The 20,661-nt window shown below is 64.8% G+C and carries 18 protein-coding genes, 1 other RNA gene and 1 pseudogene; 13 read left to right on the top strand and 7 right to left on the bottom strand.

Features of this window, described 5'->3' with window-relative positions; translation table 11 throughout:
- Positions 1-227: 227 nt before the first annotated feature.
- Positions 228-887: a hypothetical protein gene (locus tag IVB12_RS35000; RefSeq protein ID WP_247306805.1), complete on the top strand. Its 660-nt coding sequence runs from the start codon at positions 228-230 to the stop codon at positions 885-887.
- A gap of 221 nt (positions 888-1,108) precedes the next feature.
- Here the strand turns inward: IVB12_RS35000 and IVB12_RS34995 are convergent, their stop codons facing one another.
- On the bottom strand, positions 1,109-2,773 hold the full coding sequence (locus tag IVB12_RS34995) for an aminotransferase class III-fold pyridoxal phosphate-dependent enzyme (RefSeq protein WP_247306803.1): 1,665 nt from the start codon (positions 2,771-2,773) through the stop codon (positions 1,109-1,111).
- A gap of 35 nt (positions 2,774-2,808) precedes the next feature.
- On the opposite strand from IVB12_RS34995, the gene asd reads away from it, so the two are divergent.
- On the top strand, positions 2,809-3,672 hold the full coding sequence (gene asd / locus IVB12_RS34990) for an archaetidylserine decarboxylase (RefSeq protein ID WP_247306785.1): 864 nt from the start codon (positions 2,809-2,811) through the stop codon (positions 3,670-3,672).
- A gap of 58 nt (positions 3,673-3,730) precedes the next feature.
- Positions 3,731-4,287 (top strand): annotated as a pseudogene (locus tag IVB12_RS34985) (NUDIX hydrolase).
- A gap of 33 nt (positions 4,288-4,320) precedes the next feature.
- On the opposite strand, the gene IVB12_RS34980 reads toward IVB12_RS34985, so the two are convergent.
- Complete coding sequence (locus IVB12_RS34980; RefSeq protein WP_247306781.1) at positions 4,321-5,097, bottom strand: DUF2147 domain-containing protein; 777 nt, start codon at positions 5,095-5,097, stop codon at positions 4,321-4,323.
- Between the two features lie 455 nt (positions 5,098-5,552).
- Here IVB12_RS34980 and IVB12_RS34975 point away from each other — a divergent pair, with 455 nt between their 5' ends.
- Complete coding sequence (locus IVB12_RS34975; protein ID WP_247306776.1) at positions 5,553-6,764, top strand: extensin family protein; 1,212 nt, start codon at positions 5,553-5,555, stop codon at positions 6,762-6,764.
- Between the two features lie 49 nt (positions 6,765-6,813).
- Here the strand turns inward: IVB12_RS34975 and IVB12_RS34970 are convergent, their stop codons facing one another.
- Positions 6,814-7,149, bottom strand: coding sequence for a DUF6665 family protein (locus IVB12_RS34970; protein ID WP_247306774.1), 336 nt, complete (start codon positions 7,147-7,149; stop codon positions 6,814-6,816).
- Between the two features lie 55 nt (positions 7,150-7,204).
- The gene (locus IVB12_RS34965) at positions 7,205-7,840 is read right to left on the bottom strand and encodes a TetR/AcrR family transcriptional regulator (RefSeq protein ID WP_247278449.1); all 636 of its coding nucleotides are present in this window, start codon (positions 7,838-7,840) and stop codon (positions 7,205-7,207) included.
- Positions 7,841-8,030: 190 nt separating this feature from the next.
- Here IVB12_RS34965 and IVB12_RS34960 point away from each other — a divergent pair, with 190 nt between their 5' ends.
- The 5 genes from IVB12_RS34960 to IVB12_RS34940 all read left to right on the top strand — a co-directional run bounded on the left by IVB12_RS34960 (position 8,031) and on the right by IVB12_RS34940 (position 14,928).
- The gene (locus IVB12_RS34960; protein WP_247306772.1) at positions 8,031-9,356 is read left to right on the top strand and encodes an HlyD family secretion protein; all 1,326 of its coding nucleotides are present in this window, start codon (positions 8,031-8,033) and stop codon (positions 9,354-9,356) included.
- A 202-nt stretch (positions 9,357-9,558) separates the two neighbouring features.
- On the top strand, positions 9,559-11,145 hold the full coding sequence (locus IVB12_RS34955) for a DHA2 family efflux MFS transporter permease subunit (protein ID WP_247306770.1): 1,587 nt from the start codon (positions 9,559-9,561) through the stop codon (positions 11,143-11,145).
- Positions 11,146-11,431: 286 nt separating this feature from the next.
- Positions 11,432-11,596 (top strand): hypothetical protein, encoded by a 165-nt coding sequence (locus tag IVB12_RS34950; RefSeq protein ID WP_247306768.1) that lies wholly within the window; start codon positions 11,432-11,434, stop codon positions 11,594-11,596.
- A gap of 72 nt (positions 11,597-11,668) precedes the next feature.
- Positions 11,669-13,468: an ABC transporter ATP-binding protein gene (locus tag IVB12_RS34945; RefSeq protein WP_247306766.1), complete on the top strand. Its 1,800-nt coding sequence runs from the start codon at positions 11,669-11,671 to the stop codon at positions 13,466-13,468.
- 53 nt (positions 13,469-13,521) lie between these two features.
- Entirely contained in the window at positions 13,522-14,928 is a 1,407-nt protein-coding gene (locus tag IVB12_RS34940; protein WP_247306764.1) for an MATE family efflux transporter, read from the top strand.
- A gap of 48 nt (positions 14,929-14,976) precedes the next feature.
- Here the strand turns inward: IVB12_RS34940 and IVB12_RS34935 are convergent, their stop codons facing one another.
- On the bottom strand, positions 14,977-15,720 hold the full coding sequence (locus tag IVB12_RS34935) for a sulfite exporter TauE/SafE family protein (protein WP_247306835.1): 744 nt from the start codon (positions 15,718-15,720) through the stop codon (positions 14,977-14,979).
- Positions 15,721-15,956: 236 nt separating this feature from the next.
- On the opposite strand from IVB12_RS34935, the gene IVB12_RS34930 reads away from it, so the two are divergent.
- Positions 15,957-16,223, top strand: a complete 267-nt coding sequence (locus tag IVB12_RS34930) for a hypothetical protein (RefSeq protein WP_247306762.1) — start codon at positions 15,957-15,959, stop codon at positions 16,221-16,223.
- Between the two features lie 7 nt (positions 16,224-16,230).
- Here IVB12_RS34930 and IVB12_RS34925 read toward each other — a convergent pair whose 3' ends face one another.
- Positions 16,231-17,601, bottom strand: a complete 1,371-nt coding sequence (locus IVB12_RS34925; protein ID WP_247306760.1) for a PLP-dependent aminotransferase family protein — start codon at positions 17,599-17,601, stop codon at positions 16,231-16,233.
- Between the two features lie 79 nt (positions 17,602-17,680).
- On the opposite strand from IVB12_RS34925, the gene IVB12_RS34920 reads away from it, so the two are divergent.
- Positions 17,681-18,109 carry a DUF983 domain-containing protein gene (locus IVB12_RS34920; protein WP_247306758.1) on the top strand — a complete coding sequence of 143 codons (429 nt, stop codon included), beginning with the start codon at positions 17,681-17,683 and terminating at the stop codon, positions 18,107-18,109.
- A 237-nt stretch (positions 18,110-18,346) separates the two neighbouring features.
- Here the strand turns inward: IVB12_RS34920 and rnpB are convergent.
- An RNA gene (gene rnpB, locus IVB12_RS34915) (RNase P RNA component class A) lies at positions 18,347-18,777 on the bottom strand.
- Positions 18,778-18,926: 149 nt separating this feature from the next.
- Here rnpB and IVB12_RS34910 point away from each other — a divergent pair.
- Together IVB12_RS34910 and IVB12_RS34905 are read left to right on the top strand one after the other, a co-directional pair.
- Positions 18,927-19,280 (top strand): YciI family protein, encoded by a 354-nt coding sequence (locus IVB12_RS34910; RefSeq protein WP_247306756.1) that lies wholly within the window; start codon positions 18,927-18,929, stop codon positions 19,278-19,280.
- Between the two features lie 132 nt (positions 19,281-19,412).
- Positions 19,413-20,648 (top strand): RNA polymerase sigma factor, encoded by a 1,236-nt coding sequence (locus IVB12_RS34905; protein WP_247306834.1) that lies wholly within the window; start codon positions 19,413-19,415, stop codon positions 20,646-20,648.
- The last annotated feature ends 13 nt before the right edge of the window (positions 20,649-20,661 follow it).

Here is a 20,661-nt window from a genome sequence, read left to right as displayed (position 1 = left end):
CCTCCGCATCCGACCCCCTCCATGCTCTGGGAGTCGTCTTCAGAATCTCTCTTGCTCTCCAATGCAATAGGCCAGAGAAATCCATATGCGATTCCCCTGGGGTGAGGGGGGAGAGTAACCGTGCGTCATCGCGCCGCTGCACATCGTCACATGACAAAATGATGATGTCACACGGCCTACATCGAATCCGTTTAAATCCCGTACCCGAAAGCATCTTGGGGAAGAGCATGATCAAGAATTATCTCGAGCAGCTGCGCATCCAGCGCTGGGACGACCATCGCTACTATCACCACAGCCGCATCAATCAGAGCCTGCACTTCGTCAGCGCGCTGAGCTTTCTCTTTGCCTATGTCTGGCTGTTCATCGACCCCGTAGTGTCCGCGCTGGTCGGCTGGCTGGTCTCGATGACCTCGCGCCAGGCCGGTCACTTCTTCTTCGAGCCGCGCGGTTACGACCACATCAACCAGGCGACGCACGAACACAAGGAAGAGATCAAGGTCGGCTACAACCTTCAGCGCAAGGTGGTGCTGATGGCGATCTGGGCGCTCTCGCCGCTGGTGCTGTTCGCCGATCCCACGCTGTTCGGCCTGTTCACGCCCTGGGCGAGCGCGACCGACTTCATGCGGCAGGTCGCCAAGATCTGGCTCCTGGTCGGTGGCGGCGGTCTGTTGTTCCGTACCGTGCACCTGTTCTTCATCCGCGACGTCGAGACCGGTCTCGTCTGGATGACCAAGATCCTGACCGATCCGTTCCATGATTTGATGCTCTATCGCAAGGCTCCGCTCGCGCTGATGCGCGGCGAGCTGATGGACCCCGGCCTGCACCTCAACCCCGAGCACACGCTGGGCCTCATCGGTGAGCCGACGCTCGAAGAGCAGCACGCCTGAGCGCACTGCACATATCCGATACTCTGATGTCTGATGCTGGCGTCATGCCCGGGCTCGTCCCGGGCATCCACGTGTGTGGGGGCGCCTCAAGCGCCGTCATTCCGGGGCGGTCCGTAGGACCGAACCCGGAAGCTCGAGATTCTCAGGTGCGCAATTGCGCACCGGAGTTCGATGCTTCGCATCGCCCCGGAATGACAGTGGTTATGTGGAAAGAATCGGCCTCAACGCCCGAACCGCTTGGCCAGCATCTCTTTCAGGATCTGCCGCTTGATGCTCTTGTTGGTGAGCGCGCCGTCGTGCCACCAGAAACCGTCAGCCTTCATCTTCTGGGCCGCGCGGACGAAGCGTTCGGCGACCTCGGTGAAATCGGCGTCGGTGTAGTTGAGACTGAAGATCAGCCGGCCGGTGCCGACCCAGCTCAGCGCCAGGCCTTCGGCGCGCAGATAATATTGCAGCATCCAGTTGTAGCGGGAGGGGGTGGTGTATTTCACCGTCCAGATCGAGGAGAAGTTGGCGAACCGCACCGGCAGGTCGGCATCGCTCATCATGTGGTTGAGCGTCTGGACCCGGCCGTTCCAGGTTTCCTCCAGCCCGTCATAGACGGCGCGGAAGTTGGGGCTGGCGAGGCGGCTCAAGAACTCGTCCATCGCCGTCATGACGTAGGGATGCGAGTTGAAGGTGCCGCGGGCGAAGCAGACGTCGGCGGGACGGTCGTCGCGGAAGCGGCGCATCAATTCGCGTCTGCCGCAGACCACGCCGACCGGCAGGCCGCCGGCGAGGCTCTTGCCGTAAGTCACCATGTCGGCGCGCACGCCGAAATATTCCTGGGCACCGCCGACGGCGAGACGGAAGCCGACGAACACTTCATCGAAGATCAGCACGATGCCGCGTTGGTCGCAGACCTCGCGCAGCTTCTTGAGCCACTCGGTGTACGCCGCGCGGTCGAAATTGCCGCCACGGGAGGAATCGACCAGCGAGGAATCGCCGGGGGCATTGGCGTTCGGATGCAGGCCCTGCAGCGGGTTGACCAGCACGCAGGCGATGTCCTTGCGGGTACGCAGCACGTGCAGGGTCCTCTCCGACATCTCGGCGAGGGTGTAGGTCTCGTGCGCGGGAATTGGATTGCCGACGCCGGGCTGCACGTCGCCCCACCAGCCGTGATAGGCGCCGGCGAAGCGGACGAGATGCGTGCGCTTGGTGTGGTAGCGCGCGAGTCGCACCGCCTGCATCACGGCTTCGGTGCCGGACATGTGGAACGAGACCTCGTCGAGGCCCGAGATTCGGCAGAGCCGCTGCACGTTGTCGAGGATGACGGGATGGTAGGGGCCGAGCACGGGGCCGAGCGCGTGCGCCCGCTTCTCGGCGCCCTCGATGCACTCCTTGTAGAAGTCGTTGCCGAAGATGTTGACGCCGTAGGAGCCGGTGAGATCGTAGAAGCTGTTGCCGTCGATATCCGTGACGGTGACGCCGCGCGAGGCTTCCATGAAAGTCGAGGTGCCCAGATGCTCGCGGACCAGTCGCGAGAACTGGAACGGCACGCGGTAGCTCTCGGTGAAGTTCAGATCGGAGATCCTCTCCGCGGCCTCCTTCGTCATCGCGCGTCCCCTGGGATAGCGCTCGGCGTAGAGGCCGGCGAGGCGGAAGAAGCCCTCCTTGCGCTGAGCCGCGATGTTCGCCGGCGCGCCATCGCAGGAGAAGTAGTCGTCGTTTCCGAACTCGTAGAACGGGATCAGCCGCGCCACGCGGCGCGACATCTTGGAGTGCCCGGAGAGCGAGCGGTGCTTGGCGCGGGAGAGCTCGATGCGCGCCTTGAGCTTCGGGAAGGCGGCGGCAGCGGACGCTGCGGCGGCCACGGACATCGAGAGAATCGGGAGTGTCGTTTCCATGACAACAAGCGCTAACCCTGCGAGCTGACAGATTCATGACAGTCAAAGCCCTCATCGCCTCTTTCACCCAGCAGGAAGACCTCAACTTCCTGTTGACCAACCGCATCCCGCGCGCGGCCCTGACCCGCTTCATGGGCTGGTTCTCCAAGATCGAGAACCCGTTTGTGCGGGACTTCTCGATCGCGCTGTGGAAGCTGTTCTCCGACCTCGATCTGTCGGAGGCGCGAAAAGATCGTTTCAAGAGTCTGCATGACTGCTTCACCCGGGAGCTCAAGCCGGATCTGCGGCCGTTCGATCCGGACCCGGCCGTGGTCGCGAGCCCCTCCGACGGCATTGTCGGCGCCCATGGCCGGATCGCCGACACCGAACTGTTTCAGGTCAAAGGTGCGCCCTATTCGCTGCTCGATCTCGTCGGCGATTCCGCCCTGGTCGACCAGCACCGCAACGGAAGCTTCGTCACGCTGCGGCTGACCTCCAGCATGTATCACCGTTTCCACGCGCCTTATGATGCGCATATCGAGCGCGTCACGCTGATCCATGGCGACGTCTGGAACGTCAACCCCATCGCGCTGAAGCGCGTCGAGCGGCTGTTCTGCAAGAACGAGCGCGCGGTCATTCGCACGCATTTGCCGACCGGCGAGGCGGTGACGCTGGTGCCGGTCGCCGCCATCCTGGTCGCGAGCATCCGCCTGCACTTTCTCGACATGGTGCTGAACGCGCAGACCCATGGCCCCGTCAATTTTCCCTGCGACGTCAACGTGATCAAAGGCGAGGAGCTCGGCTGGTTCGAGCACGGCTCGACCATCATCATCCTGGCGCCCGGCGATTTCACGTTCTGCGACGGCATCACGGAGGGCACGCGCATCCGCGCCGGTCAAGCGCTGCTGAAGAGAAAGTAGCCTTCAATCCGCCGCGCCCGCCGCCTATATCGTCCGCGGGGACAACTGGATGTGAGTGATGGCGCGGGCGCCGGTGATGGCGGCGGGTGGTATTGTGCTGCGGCGAGGTTCGATGCCGCTGATCGCCGTGGTGCGCCAGCGCAAGCGCAACGAATGGGTCTTGCCCAAGGGTAAGCTCGACGACGGCGAGACGCCAAAGGAGGCCGCGCATCGCGAGGTGCTGGAAGAGACCGGGCACGACGTCGCGGTGCACGAATTTCTGGGCACGCTGGGCTATCAATCGGGCGGGCGCACCAAGGTCGTGCATTTCTGGCGCATGGAGGCCGATGGCGGACCAGTCCGCAAACCTATGAACGACATCAAGGCGGTGGACTGGCTGACGTTGGACGACGCAATCGCGCGGCTGTCGCGCGAATATGAGCGCGCGTTCCTGGCGCAGATCGGTCCGATTGCACTCGCCGCTGCCGGTGTTGCGCCTTCGCCCGAGCCGACGCCGCCGGCCGATCATATCGATGCGGCCTTGCAGACGCTGACACCAGCCCAAGCCGCCTCGGTCGACGAACTGCGCACGGCTTGTTGCAGAAGGTGAAGGCGTGGCTGCGCGGCGAGGCGTGAGCGCGCGCCGCGCGCTGGTCGACACCTTCGATGTCAGCTCACGCGCTTCCAGGTCTGGCCGCCGCAGAACATACCGCCGAAGGCGCAGCCCTGCACGCGCATTGCATTCGGACCTTTCATCGCGATGGTCGAGTCGTAATTGCGGCCAGAGTTGGGATCGTGGATGCGGCCGCTCCACTTCGAGCCGTCGGGCTTCATGTTGATCAGGATGCGCTCATTGGTCTTCACGGCATAACCGCAGAGATTGGCGCCGCACTGTTCGACACGGACATTGCCTTTGTTCTCTTCGGTCGCCCACACGCCGATCGGCGAGTTTGGTGGCGCCACGGGCGCCGCGGCAACCGCAGCCGGGGCCGGCGCGGGAGCAGCAGCGATGGGAGCGGGTGCAGCGACGGGAGCAGGCGCCGCAACAGGTGCAGGCTGCGCGGTGTCGAGGCCGGCGGACGCGGCGGCGGGAGCCGTCGGGTCCGTTGCGGCGGGCGCAGTCGCCTGGACCGGCGCCTGTGGCACTGGCTGCTGCTGCACCGGAGCCGGCGCCGGCTGCGCATTCGTGGTCGCCGGAGCCGGCGTGGTGTCGACGTCATCCTCCTTGGAGCCGCCCAGGCCCTTGAGGTTGATGTTGTTCAGCTTGATCGGCTTGTCCGACAGGCCCGGCGCCACGATGGCCACGCAATTGAGTGAGGCACAATTGCGCGGCGTCTCAATGCGGATGTGCTGGCCTTCGATCTGGAACGAGATCGAATTGCCCGCATGCGCCGCGGCGGTCGAAGCAAGGAAGAGCGCCGTGGCGGCGATGGTGAGCTTGTTCATGACAACCTCCGTGTCCGCGTATGGACTGGTGTCGCTGGTGGACTGAGCGTAGTTCGACCCTACGCCCCGGCTGTCCCTTCTTCCGTGATCGACATCACTACCTCTGGCCGTCGCCTGCGTGAGCCGGCGCACATTCGGCCATCTTGGCCTGATGTCGGTAACGATCCATGAGATGGAGCGCGGCCCTATATGATGCCGAACACGATGGCGCCGACGAAGGCCATGGCGAGGTACGCGGTGATAATGCTCAGTCTGCCGGCGAACGTCATGCGATCGCTCCCGCTGTCGCGCCGCGTTGCGCGAGCTTTATGGTTAACAGAGAGTCTCCTTCCGAAAAAGTCAGTCGTCCTGTCGCTCAGTCTGGCAGCATTTCGGCGCACGCGGGCCGGCATGGTTAAAGAAGGCTGAAACGACACGTTGAAGAGTCTTTAAGTAAATTCACCGAACGTGCGTTCATGACGCGCGGAGTTCGTTTGTATCTCGTCGGCTCCATCGTCCTTGTTTCGCTTGCGGGTTGTGGACGCGGCTTCTTCCAGGCCGAACGCGAACCGTGGCGGGCCGAGGCGGAAGCGGCGTGCCTGAAATCTGGAGCGGTCAAGGAGAGTGCGGACATCGTCCGCATCGATCCGATCTCCGGCCCTGGCCAATGTGGCGCCGAATTTCCGCTGAAGGTCGCCGCCATCGGCGAAGCCTCCAACAGCTATGGCTTTGCCGACGAGGAGCTGCGTCCGCCGGGGAGCATCGGCAACCAGCCGCGCTGGCCGGTCACGCAGCCGCGGTCGAACTATCCGCAGAGCCAGAATTATCCGGCACCCTCCCACCCGCAGCGATCGAACTATCCGGAGAGCGCGGTGCAGCAGCCTTCCGGCTATGGCACTTCAACCGGACCGATGTCGCTGAACGCGCCCGGCGTGGTGCCGCAGGAAGACGAGATCGATCTGCCGCCCGAGGGCACCGATGCCGCGGGGGCCGCGCGCTACATGAATGCGCCGAGCTATCCGGCGCGGCCGGCCGGTGCGGCACCCTACGGGCAACCGCCCGCGCAGCAGCCGCTGCCGCGTCTTGGCCCGGCGCAGGGCAATCCCCTCACCGCCGTCGGTCCCGTTGCGATCAAGCCGACCGCGACGCTGGCCTGTCCGATCGTATCCGAGCTCGACCGCTGGCTCGCCGACACCGTGCAGCCCTCGGCCATGCGCTGGTTCGGGGTCCGTGTCGCCGAGATCAAGCAGATCTCCGCCTATTCCTGCCGCGGCATGAACGGCAACTCGCGCGCCCACATTTCCGAGCACGCCTTCGGCAATGCGCTCGATATTTCCGCCTTCGTGCTCGCCGACGGCCGCCGTGTCACTGTGAAGGAAGGCTGGCGCGGCATGCCGGAAGAGCAGGGATTTTTGCGCGACGTGCAGTCCGGTGCCTGCGCGCATTTCACGACGGTGCTCGCGCCCGGCTCCAACGTCTATCATTACGATCACATCCACGTCGATCTGATGCGCCGCGCCAGCCGTCGCCTGATCTGCCAGCCCGCCGCCGTCTCCGGCGATGAGGTCGCTGCGCGTGCGCAGTCACGCAGCCCCTATGCGAATGCACGCGATCCTTCCGTGACTGGTTCGCTCGGCCGCAAGAGCGCCGCGCACAAGCGCGAAGAAGACGAGTACGCCGACGATTGAGGCTTGCGCAAAACCGGTGGCTACGATGGGGCCGTAGCCCGCCAGCAAGTCATTTCGAGGCCGGCTTCGACGGTGGGAGCCCCATGCACCGCTGCACCTCGCCAGGGACGTTGTAGGTTCGCATGATGTGGCGGCTGTCGCGAAGACCGGACGCCTCGCGTTGCACTACGAACATCCACAGCGCATGGCCGGCTTCATGCACCAGCCTACGTCTGGCCGGTTGCAGTGAGGCCGGTATCCCCGAGGCCGCGTGGGCGGCGTCGAACTCGCGCAAACGCGCGAGGCTCTGTTCCAGCGCGCGGCCCATTCGTCCAAGCGCCGAGGCCTGCTCCTGGACGATCTCATAGTGGAGAATATCGACAGGGGGGCGAAGATCACGAGGCATGGACGCAAATATAACCGCCCGCGACGCGCCTGCGCAACGCGTAGCCCGCTCGCGGTTACTTCGCCCGATACGTCGCGAGGAACATCCGCGTCGCGCTGTCGACGACTTCGGTCATGCGCTCTTGCGACGGTGCGGGAGCAGCCTGGAAGACGAACGGCAGGAACAGCGAGGCCTTGCACAGTTCCATGAATTGCGAGGCGGCAAGATCGCAATCGTCGATGTCGAGATCGCCGGAAGCGACATGGGCTTTGAGATAATCGGACAACCGGTGGATGGTCTTGTCCAGCACCCGCGCATAGTAACGGCGGCCGACGTCGGGCATGCGCTCGGCGATTGCCATCACGGTGCGGATTGCCGATCCGCCGCCGGGCCGGCAGAGTAAATGGATATAGGCCTGGCCGAAATCCTTCAGCGTGGTCTCGGCATCGCGCGCGGGATCGAAATTGAACACGACCTGGCCGTGCTGGAGCGCCTCCTCTTCGAGAATGGCTTCGAACAGCGCCGATTTGTCGGCGAAATAGACGTAGAGCGTGCCCTTGGAAACCTGTGCCGCGCGCGCGATCTCGCCCATGCTGGCGCCGTCGAAACCGAGAGCCATGAACACTTTGCGAGCACCGTCCAGGATTTGACGTCGCTTGGAGCTGTCCTCCTCCGGGACGATGTGAAGACGTTCGCTGGCAGCTACAACCATTGGTTTAGGGTCTCGGAAGGTTTTTGGATCCGCGTCTGGGGCTATGAACCCGAATAAAGGATTCCGGCTATTAAGATGACACCGGGAATATTATGTAGATTGACCGAACCGTTCGGTCAAGGTATTCAGGACGAGCGAAAAGGGGCGTGCCGTGGCGGCCACCCCTGCTCGCGCTTTTGGGGAGGCCTTTATGGCCGTATCGAGAGACCAGGCTGCGCGCGTCCTTCGCCAGGAAGCGGTGGAGACGACGCCGGAGCAGGCGAGCGGTGACGCGGCGAGCGAGAAACCCGCCGTCCTGGCTGAGAAATTGCGCTCTCATGTGGTCGAGGAAACCGAGCACCGCAGCGTCGAGGTGGCCGAGAAGCCCGCGACTGACAGGGCGGCCCCGGCTGCCCCTGTCCATAGCGCTGCTGCCGCCGCGCCCAAATCCGGCAAGCGCAAATTCGTCCTGATGGGCGTTGGCTTGCTGCTGGCGCTCGCGGTCGCGAGCTATGCCGGTTACTACACCTTGGTCGGCCGCTTCTACATCTCCACCGACGATGCTTATGTCCGCGCCAACAACACCATGCTCGGTGCGCGCGTCGCCGGCCACATCTCCGCGGTCCTCGCCGGCGACAACTCGCCGGTGCGCGCGGGCGACGTCGTCTTCCGCATCGACGACGGCGACTACAAGATCGCAGTCGATGCCGCCGCGACCAAGATCGCGACCCAGCAGGCCACGATTGACCGCATCAGCCGCCAGGTCGCAGCACTCGATAGCCAGGTCGCGCAAGCAAAGGCGCAGCTCGTCTCGGCTGAAGCGGGCCTCAAGCGTGCCGATCTCGACTATGAGCGCCAGCAGGCGCTGAGCAGCAAGGGCTTTGCCTCGCGCGCCACCTTCGAGAGCTCGGAAGCCGGACGCGACCAGGGCGCGGCCGCGGTCAAGGCCGCGCAGGCCGCCTACGACGTCGCGGTCAGCAATGTCGACGTCGCCAAGGCGCAGCAGGCCGAAGCGCAGGCGCAGCTCGCCGAGCTCAAGACCACGCTCGCCAAGGCTGAGCGCGATCTCGGATTCACCGCGGTGCGCGCGCCGGTCAACGGCACGTTCTCGAATCGCCTGGTCAATACGGGCGACTTCGTCGCGGTCGGCCAGCGCCTCGGCAACATCGTGCCGCTCGACGAAGTCTATATCGACGCCAATTTCAAGGAAACGCAGCTCAAGCGCATCCGCCCCGGCCAGCCGGTGACGATCAAGGTCGATGCCTATGGCATGCGCAAGTTCTCCGGCGTCGTCGACAGCATCGCGGCGGGCGCGGGCTCGGTGTTCACGCTGCTGCCGCCTGACAATGCCACCGGCAACTTCACCAAGATCGTGCAGCGCGTGCCGGTGCGCATCCGCGTGCCGAAATCGGTGGCGAAGCAGAACCTGCTCCGCGCCGGCATGTCGGTCTACGCGACCGTCGACACCAACAAGGGTGCTGCCGATGCCGACAGCGAGGTCGATCTCGACGATCCCATTGCGGTTCACCCGCAGTAGGCGCGGTGATATGAATCACGCTGCAGCCGCGAATGCAGGTGCGCTCCCTCTCCCGCTTGCGGGAGAGGGCTGGGGAGAGGGTGTTTCCAGAATGGGACAATCCCCTAGAGGAGAGAACCCTCACCCGCGCCTTCGGCGCGACCTCTCCCGCAAGCGGGAGAGGTGCCGCCAACTCGCAGCTTGCTCCTATCAGAGCTGACAAATGGCCGACACCTCCACCGCTTCACCTGCCATGATGGCGGCCCCGGCTTCCGAGCGGATCGCGCCGAAGCGGCTGTTTGCCTTCATCATCATGGTGTTCGGGATGTTCATGTCGATCCTGGACATCCAGATCGTCTCGGCCTCCTTGAGCGAAATCCAGGCCGGACTGTCGGCAAGCTCCAGCGAAGTCTCCTGGGTCCAGACCGCCTATCTGATAGCCGAGGTCATCGCCATTCCGCTCTCGGGATTCCTGTCGCGCGCCTTTGGCACGCGGCTGTTGTTCGCGATCTCGGCCGCCGGCTTCACCGCCTCGAGCCTGCTCTGCGGCTTTGCCAGCACCATCGAGGAGATGATCCTTTGGCGCGCGCTCCAGGGATTCCTCGGCGCCGGCATGATCCCGACGGTGTTCGCCTCGGCCTATACCGTGTTTCCGCGCTCGAAATTCCACATCGTCGGCCCCATCATCGGGCTTGTTGCGACCCTCGCACCCACGATCGGACCGACGGTCGGCGGCTACATCACCGACGCGATGTCCTGGCATTGGCTGTTCTACATCAACGTTCTGCCTGGCATCGGCATCACCGTCGGCGTGCTGGCGCTGGTCGATTTCGACGAGCCTCATCTCGAACTGCTCGACCGCTTCGACTGGTGGGGCCTGTTGTTCATGGCCGGCTTTCTCGGCACGCTCGAATATGTGCTGGAGGAGGGGCCGCAATATGAATGGATGCAGGACACCTCGGTCGCGATCTGCGCCTGGATCTGTGCAATCTCGGGAATCGCCTTCTTCTGGCGCGTCTTCACCGCGGCCGAGCCGATCGTGAACTTGCGCACCTTCTCGGACCGCAATTTCGCCGTCGGCTGCACGCTGCAGTTCTGCATCGGGATCGGGCTCTATGGCCTGACCTATATCTATCCGCGCTATCTCGCCGAAGTGCGCGGCTACAGCGCGTTGATGATCGGCGACACCATGTTCGTCTCCGGCATCACCATGTTCCTGGTCGCGCCGCTGGTCGGCCGGCTCATGGCGAAGGTCGACATGCGCTACATGATCGCGTTCGGTCTTGTCGTGTTCGCGCTCGGCTCCTACCAGATGACCTGGATGACGCGAGACTATGATTTCTATGAACTGCTGGTGCCGCAGATCCTGCGCGGCATAGGCATGATGTTCGCGATGGTGCCGACCAACAACGTCGCCCTCGGTACGCTGGCACCCGAGAAGGTGAAGAACGCGAGCGGCGTGTTCAACCTGATGCGCAATCTCGGCGGCGCGCTCGGCCTCGCCGTCATCAACACCGTGCTCAACGATCGCACCGACCTCCACATCACCCGCCTCCAGGAGCGCGTGACGTGGGGTAATGCGACCGCGACCGAAACCCTGACCATGTTCATGCAGAAGTTTCAGGGGCTTGGCGATGCCACGCTGATGGCCATGAAGCAGCTCTCCCAGCTGGTTCATCGCCAGGCCGTGGTGATGAGCTTTGGCGACGCCTTCTTCGTGCTGACGCTGTTCTATCTCGCGCTCAGCGTCCTGGTCGCGCTGCTGAAGAAGCCGCCTTCGCCGTTTGGTGCCGGCGGCGACGCGCATTGACGCAACTCCACGTGTTCGGTGTCATCGTCCGGCTGACCGGACGATCCAGTATTCCAGAGGCAGGCCTTGGAGAGCTCGCTCTCGCACCACACTCGCCGCGCCGTATTGGATGCCCCGTCAAGCCGGGCATGACGGCGGAGATTGGGGTGGGCAGCGCGCAACCAGCGATGCGGACGGCGTCGCGAACCAAATTGCAACACTCGTGCGTGATCTCGCGCGAGCCCCGTTGCAAAGCGCTTGCGACACATCTATAAAGCGCACCTCATTCAATCGAGCCGGGAGGGATTTGCATGATTTCGACGCATTCGCAGATCGCACGCCCGCGCTCGATGTTCTGGCTCGGTATGTGCTCGGCCTCATAGAGGCCCTTTCCGCCAGCTTCGATTGGGCCAAGATTTCGACCAAGCGCCCCGATCGCTCCGCTTCCCAAGTCAAAATCAGTTTTGAGTGACGCCGTCTCGGCCCTCGCGGCCGGTCTGTGTCCATCGATGGAGCCGGCCCGCGCGTGCGGCCGGATGATGTCATGACCGCTCTGTCTAAAAAGCCCGCCGCAATTCGCGTGGTGCTGCCCTTCGTGTTCCGCCACTGGCTGAAGCAGCCGGGGCGCGGCCTCGTTGTGGCCGGCGGCGTCTTGGGCGCGACTCTCGCCGACCTGTTCATGCCGGTGTTCTCAGGGCATCTGGTCGATGCGCTGACGCGCGGCCCGTCCGACCCGGACGCGCGCCACGCGGCGCTCACGGCGTTCGGCGCCATCGTGGCGCTGGGCGCAGCCTCGATGGTGCTGCGGCTCGTCGGCCTCCAGGCGATCGTGCCGTTCACGCTGACGACCATGTCCGACGTCGCGCAGGACGCGTTCACGCGCGTGCAGCGCTTCTCGACCGACTGGCACGCGAACTCCTTTGCCGGCTCCACGGTGCGCAAGATCACCCGTGGCATGTGGGCGCTCGACCTGCTCAACGACACCATTCTGCTCGCGCTTCTGCCTTCGCTGGTCGTGCTGATCGGGTCGATGGTCCTGCTCGGCGTGCACTGGGCCTCGCTCGGCCTGGTGATCGCGCTCGGGGCGGTCGTCTACGTCACCATCACGGTGGTGTTCTCGACCCGCTACATCGCGCCGGCAGCCCGCGTCTCCAATGCCTGGGACACCAAGGTCGGAGGCACGCTGGCGGACGCGCTGACCTGCAACGCCGTGGTGAAGTCGTTCGGTGCCGAAGCGCGCGAGGATGCGCGGCTCGCGCGCGTCATCAACCGTTGGCGCGTGCGCGTGCGGCGGACCTGGTTTCGTTACAATTACACGGCGATGTCGCAGCTTTCCTTGCTGCTGTGCCTGCGCGCCTCCGTGATCGGCGGCTCGGTGCTGCTGTGGATGTCAGGTCATGCCACGCCCGGCGACGTCACGTATGTGCTGACGAGCTATTACGTCATCCACGCCTATTTGCGCGACGTCGGCATGCACATCAACAACCTCCAGCGCTCGGTCAACGACATGGACGAGCTGGTGGCGATCCACGACGAGCCGATCGGCATTGCGGATGCTTCCGATGCGCGTCCGATCGCGATCGAGGGCGGCGAGATCGTGTTCGACGACGTCACGTTCCATTATGGCGGCCACCGCGCGCCGCTCTATGACGGGCTGTCGGTGACGATCCGCGCCGGCGAGCGTGTCGGCCTCGTCGGCCGCTCCGGCTCCGGCAAGACGACCTTCGTCAAGCTGGTGCAGCGGCTTTACGACGTCACCAGTGGCTGCGTGCTGATCGACGGGCAGGACATCGCGCGCGCCACGCAGCAATCGCTGCGCAGCCAGATCGCGATCGTGCAGCAGGAGCCGATCCTGTTCCACCGCTCGCTCGCCGAAAACATCGCCTATGGCCGGCCGGGCGCCAGCCTAGAGGCGATCGAGCAGGCGGCGCGGCTTGCGAACGCGCACGAGTTCATTCTTCGCCTGCCCAAGGGCTACGGCACGCTGGTCGGCGAGCGCGGCGTGAAGTTGTCGGGCGGCGAGCGGCAGCGCGTGGCGCTGGCGCGCGCCTTCCTGGCGGATGCGCCGGTGCTGATGCTGGACGAGGCGACCTCGAGTCTGGATTCGGAGTCGGAGGCGCTGATCCAACAGGCGATGGAGCGGCTGATGAAGGGCCGCACCTCGATCGTGATTGCGCACCGGCTGTCCACCGTGAAGAGCCTCGATCGCATCCTGGTGTTCGATCGCGGCGAGATCGTCGAGCAGGGCACGCATGCCGTGCTCGCGGGCAACCGAGGGGGCATCTATCGTGGTCTGTTCGAGCGGCAGGTGGTGGAGCTCGGACATATCGCAGCAGCGGAATGAGGCGCGCGGCGGCGGGGCGAAGTCCCGACGCCACGCCGCCGGAGGTGAATGACATGAAGGACCTGACGAACGGCCCCATCGTGAGACACATCCTGGCCATGGCACCGCCGATCATGGTGGGCATGATCACGATTATGGTCTGCCAGCTGGTCGATCTCTACTTCGTCTCGGGATTGGGCGATGCTGCCGTCGCGGGTGTCGCCGCGGCCGGCAATGCCGGATTTCTCGTCAACGCGCTGATGCAGGTGCTCGGCGTCGGCACGGTGGCGCTGATCGCGCACGCCGTGGGACGCAAGGATCGGCAGGATGCCAATCTGATCTTCAACCAGGCGATCGCGCTGTCGGTGCTGTTCGGCCTGCTGACCCTGGCCGCGGGCGCAGCTTTGTCGCGTCTCTACATGCGCTCGATCGCCGCGGATCAGGCCACGATCGAGGCGGGGACCATCTATCTATTGTGGTTCATGCCCGCGCTCGCGCTGCAGTTTGCCACTCAGGTGATGGCGTCTGCGCTGCGCGCGACCGGCATTGTCCGTCCCGCCATGCTGGTGCAGGCGCTCGCGGTGCTCATCAACATCGCGCTGGCGCCGGTGCTGATCGCGGGCTGGGGCACGGGCTATCCGCTCGGCGTTGCCGGCGCCGGGCTGGCGAGCTCGATCGCGGTAGCGATCGGCGTTCTGATGCTGCTCGCGTACTTCCGCCAGGTCGAGCGCTACGTCGCGTTCAACGCGGCGCAGTGGCGCCCGCAGCCGCGCCATTTGAAGCGCATTCTCAATCTCGGTCTGCCGGCCGGCGGCGAGTTCGCGATGATGTTCATCTTCATGGCCGTGGTCTATTACGTGCTGCGCGATTTCGGTGCGGCGGCGCAGGCGGGATTCGGCATCGGGCAGCGGGTGCTCGGCCTGATCCAGATGCCGGCGCTTGCGGTCGCACTCGCGGCCGGGCCGATCGCCGGCCAGAACGTCGGCGCCGCAAACGGCGCGCGCGTGCGGGAGACCTTCGTCAAGGCGGCGCTAATCACCACAGCCGTGATGATCGGCTTCATGATCCTTGCGCAAGCGAAGCCGGAGTTGCTGCTCGCCGGATTCTCCAACGACCGGGAGACGATGGAGATCGCCTTCCTGTTCCTGCGGATCATCTCGTTCAACATGGTGGCGCAGGGCCTGATCTTCACCTGCTCGAGCATGTTCCAGGGCCTCGGCAATACCAAGCCGGTGCTCTTGAGCTCGGCGACGCGCGTGTTCACCTATTCCTTGCCGGCGATCTGGCTGTCGACGCGGCCGGGCTTCCGCATGGAGCACGTGTGGTACTTGTCGATCGCAGCGACGACGCTCCAGGCTGCGCTGAGCTTGTGGTTGTTACGCCGCGAGTTCGAAAGGCGCCTGGCGCCGCTCCGGCAGGTCGGGGCTCCCGGGCCGATCGAAGCTGAGCCTGTCGCACCTCCCGCGCGTGCGCCTGCGTAGCGACAATCACCTCCCCAGCGGCGCCGGATAATTTGCGGCGCCGTGGGGCTAATACGCGCCAACACTGTTCCAGACGAGGCCGAGGCCGGACAGGAACAGAAGGCCGAGCACGACATCGCCAAAATGCTTGTCGCTCAACGCGTGATAGACGCGTGCGCCGGCCCATGCGCCGATCAGCGTGCCCGGAAAGGCGACCAGCGCGAGCCAGACCACTTTGAAGGCGACGAGGCCCGACGCGGTCTGCAACGCCAGCGCGGTCGCGAGCACCGTAAAATTGAAGAGCTGGAAGATGCCGCGCCGCTCGTGCTTGTTCCAGCCGCGGATGTTGGCCCACAGGATCGGCAGCGGCCCCGACAATCCCGCGAGGCCGCCAAGAATGCCGCCGGCAAAGCCGATCGCGCCGTCTGCGATCCTGCCGCCGAATTCGATCGCGAGCGACCTCTTGTTCAGATACAGCGCGCTCGAGAAGATCAGAAGCAGCACACCGACGCTCAGCTTGAAAACTTTTGGATCGGCCGAGGCCACCATCATCGTTCCCAGCGGCACGCCGACCAGCCCGCCGATCAGGAACGGCCAGACCAGCGAGAGGTCAAAACTCTTCCACATCGACGGCAGCGTCGAGGTCTGGGCGATTACCGAGCAGATCAGCACCAACGGCACCGCAAGCGATGGCGGCAGGACGTAGAGCCAGATGCCGAGCGCCATCAGCGCCGTGCCGAAGCCGGCCAGTCCCGAGACGAAGCCGCCGGCCAGCGCGCCGAACAACAACAGGACGTAGGTGAGCGTTTCCAACGGATCATCCTTGTCGCAATGGGCGATCCCGAACTGTTGATCACCAGCGCCCCATAGCACGCTTGCTGCCGTGCCGGTCAATCCGTGCTGCACGCAAGCGTGATCTGCAGCCTTCGGGCTTTCGCGAAAGACACGCCTACATGACGGTCGTACTTCAGTACTTCAATCCTGCGGCCCGTCCGACGCCATCGTGCGCTCCGTTCGGTCAGTCCCGCACAAGATGATGGAGAATGGCGATGACCGGCATGAACATTGCCGTTGCGGCCGCGCTGATGTCGGCGGCGGCCTTGATGCCGACAATAGCGCAGGCGCAGCTTTCCGAACCTGCGGCCTATCAGGCCGCCCATCCCGACCGCGACGTGCTGAATGGCGGCCAGCTCACGCCGGCGGCGCGCGCTGCGCTCGGCCAGCAGGGCATCCCGCGCGACGCCTATGCATCGCAGGCCTATCCGTCACCCGGTGTGCCTGCGCTTCGCTCGCGCCATCGCCGTCAGCATCGATAGGTTTTCGCTAGACGATCTGCCTGGTGTCGGCCGGCTTGTGCAGCGCGCTGACCAGGATGCGCAGCGCCTCGGTCAATTCCGCCCTGTTGCGCGCTGCGCCCAGCGAGACTCGCGCCGCATGCGGCGGCATCCCATCGACGGTGAAGGCTTCGGCGGCGACCAGTGCGAGTCCATTCCGCAAGAGATGCCCCGCGACATCGGACCGGCCCTCCGGCAGCCTCAGCCAGAGATGATGGGCGGCGGGCCTGGCCAGGAACTGAAATCCTTTCAGCGCGCGCTGCGCGAGCTGCTGGCGGCCAACCGCTTCGTTGCGGATGGCGGCGATGATGCGATCGGCAATGCCGGTCTCGATCCAATGCGTCACCAGCGCCACCATCAGCGGCGCCGGCATCTGCACGGTGGCCTGCAAATGGCTGCGCATCGTCTGCTGTGCATCATTGTTGGGCGTCAGCAGATAGGCGACGCGGAGGGCCGGCGCGATGCATTTTGACAGCGTGGTGGCGAGATAGGTCCGCTCCGGAATGAGGCTTGCGATCGGCGATGCCGAACGGTCGAGCAGCCCGTAGGCATCGTCCTCGATCAGCGTCGTACCGGCATTGCGGATGATCTTTGCGATCGCGCTGCGCCGCTCGGGGGAGAGCGTCGCCGTGGTCGGATTGTGCAGCGTCGGAATGAGATAGACGGCTTTCGGCCTGTGGGTGCGGCAAGCGTCTGCCAGCGCGTCGGGCAGGATGCCGCCGTCATCCATGGCGACGCCGACGAGCTTGATCCCAAGCCGCGCCGCGGCGGCCTTGATGCCCGGAAAGGTGAGCGCTTCGGTCAGCACGATGTCGCCGGGCCGCGCGAGATGGCTGAGCAGGTTGAACAGGATCGTCTGCGCGCCGGGAAAGATCACGAGCTTGTCGGCATGCGCATGCGCAACGCGGGCGCGCATCCAGCGTGCCGCAATCTCGCGCTCATGTGCGCTGCCGCCGGGCGGCTGGTAGTTGAGATGCGCCGTCAAGCCCGATTGCGCGCGGATGGCTTCCATTCCGGCGATGATGCGCTCGTCGAGCTGTGCCTCCAGCGGATGTGGCGGCACGTTCATCGAGAGGTCGATCGCGACTGGGTGGGGCAGGTCGACCGCGCGGCGCGCGCTGGTCTCCGACACGAACGAGCCCTGTCCGACCCGCGCCTCCATGATGCCGCGGCGCCGCGCCTCGGTGTAGGCGCGCGTCACCGTTGTGAGGTCGATGCCGAGCGCTTTTGCGAGCGCGCGCTGTGTCGGCAATTGCTGGCCGCGCACCAGCCGGCCCGCGGCGATGTCGGCTTCCATGGCATCGACAATACGCTGGTAGCTCGGGCCGGAAAGCTCAGAGATTGTAGGGGTCCAATCCATGCAATTTAGGTTCAGATCCTTTAAATGTATGGATGCAACATATTATTGTATGGATCGTTGAAAGGGAAGAGGTGTGGTCATGGCGACGGTCTCTCTGGCGAAGGCGATGTGGCGCGGTTTCACCGGCAAATGTCCGAATTGCGGGGAGGGGCACATGTTCGGCCGCTTCCTGAAAGTGACTGACGCTTGCGACCATTGCGGCGAGGAGCTGTTTCACCAGCGCGCAGACGACTTTCCGGCCTATCTTGTGATGGTCGTGGTCGGCCATCTCGTGGTGCCGGCGATCCTTGCGGTTGAGACCGCCTATGCGCCGCCGGAGTGGCTGCAACTCGCGGTGTGGCTGCCGGTGACGCTGTTCGCGTCGCTCGCATTACTGCAACCGACCAAGGGCGCCATCGTCGGACTGCAATGGCAGCTCGGCATGCACGGTTTCGAGCCGAAGAAGCTGCGGCGCGAAGGCAATGCGCTTGCACCGGCGCTGGTGAGGGCGGACACGCGCGGGGCCTAAAGCGGCCGCAGCGTTTACATCGCGCATTCGTGCGCCGGAGGCGCTGATGGGCGTGCTGGAGAAAATCGTGGCGTAATTCTCGCCGTCATTCCGGGGCTCGCGAAGCGAAGCCCGGAATCCATTCATCCATCAACTCCGCGGCTCCATGGATTTCGGCTCGTGCTGCGCACGCCCCGGAATGACAACGGCCAAAATGGTGAGGGGCTCGGCGCGTTGGCGCCGAACCCCTCGTTGCAAGATATCAGCCGGCCTGTAAGCCGGGTTCTGTAAGGCACCGCCCGCTTGCGCGAACGGTACGTGACGGCCATTCCTCTGGGGTCATGTTTGCACATGGCCTCGAGCAACCTACCCGGACGGCGGGCCTGACATCGCCCCGCGGCGTTATCGCTTGCGCGAACAGCCCGCTGCGCCGTCCCTATTCGGTTTTGCTCCCGGTGGGGTTTGCCATGCCGGCTCCGTTGCCGGAGCCGCGGTGCGCTCTTACCGCACCTTTTCACCCTTACCGCGCCGAAGCCCCGAAGGGGCGAAGGCGGGCGGTTCGTTCTCTGTGGCACTTTCCCTGGGGTTACCCCCGCCGGACGTTATCCGGCACCGCATGTCAAGGGAGCCCGGACTTTCCTCCCCGGCGGCCTTTCGGGCCCTGCCGGAGCGGCCGTCCGGCCGACTGACGGTTTAGGCATGGAGCATTTGTGACGGTTCCGTCAAGCCGATATCGCCGCGCATGCGGGCTTCAAATAATTTATCCTGAAGGTGTCGTTTGGTGCGTGCCCCGTTCGACTGGATGTCGGCAACACAGCCGAACCACAGGAGTGAAGCAATGCAGTATCTGCTGATGATCTACCAGAACGAGGTCGAGTACGCCAAGAACGATGCGGCGACCAGCCAGAAGATACTGGCGGAATATCAGGCCTTCACGCAGTCCATCATCCAGAGCGGCAACTTCAAAGCCGGCGACCGCTTGCAGCCGACGACGACGGCAACGACCGTGCGCGTGCGCGATGGCAAAACGCTGACGATTGATGGCCCGTTCGCGGAGACGCGCGAGCAGCTCGGCGGTTACTATCTGGTCGAAGCCAAGGATTTGAATGCCGCGATCGAGATTGCGGCGCGGATTCCCTCCGCGCGCATCGGGTCGATCGAGGTGCGGCCGATCTGGGTCTATGACAAGTGAATGATCTCACCCCCGTCGTTCCGGGATGCGCCGCAAGGCGCAGGCCCGGAATCCATAACCACGATCGGGAATATGGATTGCGGGCTCGTCGCTGGCGCGACGCCCGGCAATGACGTTGGAGGTGGTGATCGCATGACCCCTTCCGAGATCGAAGCCATCTTTCGTGACGAGGCGGGGCGGGCGCTGGCCACGCTGATCCGCCTCGTCGGCGATTTCGATCTCGCTGAGGATGCGCTCCAGGATGCCTTTGCCGTCGCGCTGGAACGCTGGCGGGCATGCGAGATCCCCGAGAATCCGCGCGCCTGGCTGGTCAATGTCGCGCGCAAGAAGGCAATCGACCGCATTCGCCGCCAGGCCGTGTTTCGCGGCAAGCAGCAAGCGCTGGTGCATGAGCTCGAGCTGAACGCGCAAGCGCCTGACGAGCCACCGGCCATGCTCGACGACGACATGCTCAGGTTGATCTTCACCTGCTGCCATCCCGCATTCGCAACCGAGGTCCAGGTTGCGCTGACGCTACGCACCGTCTGCGGGCTCTCCACCGCGCAGGTCGCGCGCGCCTTTCTCGTCAGCGAGGAGGCAATGGCGCAGCGCCTCGTTCGCGCCAAGCAGAAGATTCGGCTCGCCGGTATTCCTTACGAAGTGCCCGAGCGCGACGCGCTGGCGCTGCGGCTCGACGGCGTGCTCGCCGTGATCTATCTCGTCTTCACCGAAGGCTACGTCGCGACGTCGGGTACGGACCTGATGCGGCCCGATTTCGCCGCCGAGGCCATCCGGCTCGGCCGCCTGCTGGACCGGTTGATGCCGGATCGCGCCGGCATCAAGGGCCTGCTGGCCTTGATGCTGCTGCACGACGCGCGCCGCGCCGGGCGCCAGACACCGGCCGGCGATATCGTGCTGCTCGAAGAGCAGGATCGCGCGCTGTGGGACCGCGCGCAGATCGATGAAGGGCTGCGGTTGGTGGATGACGCGCTGCGCGTGCCGGGCCGGCCGCAACCCTATGCCGTGCAGGCCGCGATCGCGGCGTTGCATGCTCGCGCGACCAGCTTTGCGCAGACCGATTGGCCGCAGATTGCGGGGCTCTATGAGGTCCTGCTGCGCATCAACCCGTCACCGGTGATCGAGCTGAACCATGCCGCGGCGGTGTCGATGGTCGATGGTCCTTCACGTGCGCTCGCTCTCGTCGATGCGATCACCGCCCGCGGCGGGCTCGCTGGCTACGAGCTGTTGCCCGCCGTGCGCGCCGATCTGCTGCGGCGGCTCGGCCGCAAGGACGAGGCGCACGAAGCTTATCGCGCGGCGACGGAGGCGACGCAGCTGGAGCCGCTGCGGCGGCTGTACGCGCGAAGGATCAAGGAGATGGGTAACTAAATTTAGCACCGTT

This window comes from Bradyrhizobium sp. 179, assembly GCF_023073535.1.
In the GTDB taxonomy this organism is placed as follows: Bacteria; Pseudomonadota; Alphaproteobacteria; order Rhizobiales; family Xanthobacteraceae; genus Bradyrhizobium.
Note: the sequence above shows the minus strand (reverse complement) of the source record. Positions and strands in the feature narration are given on the sequence as shown.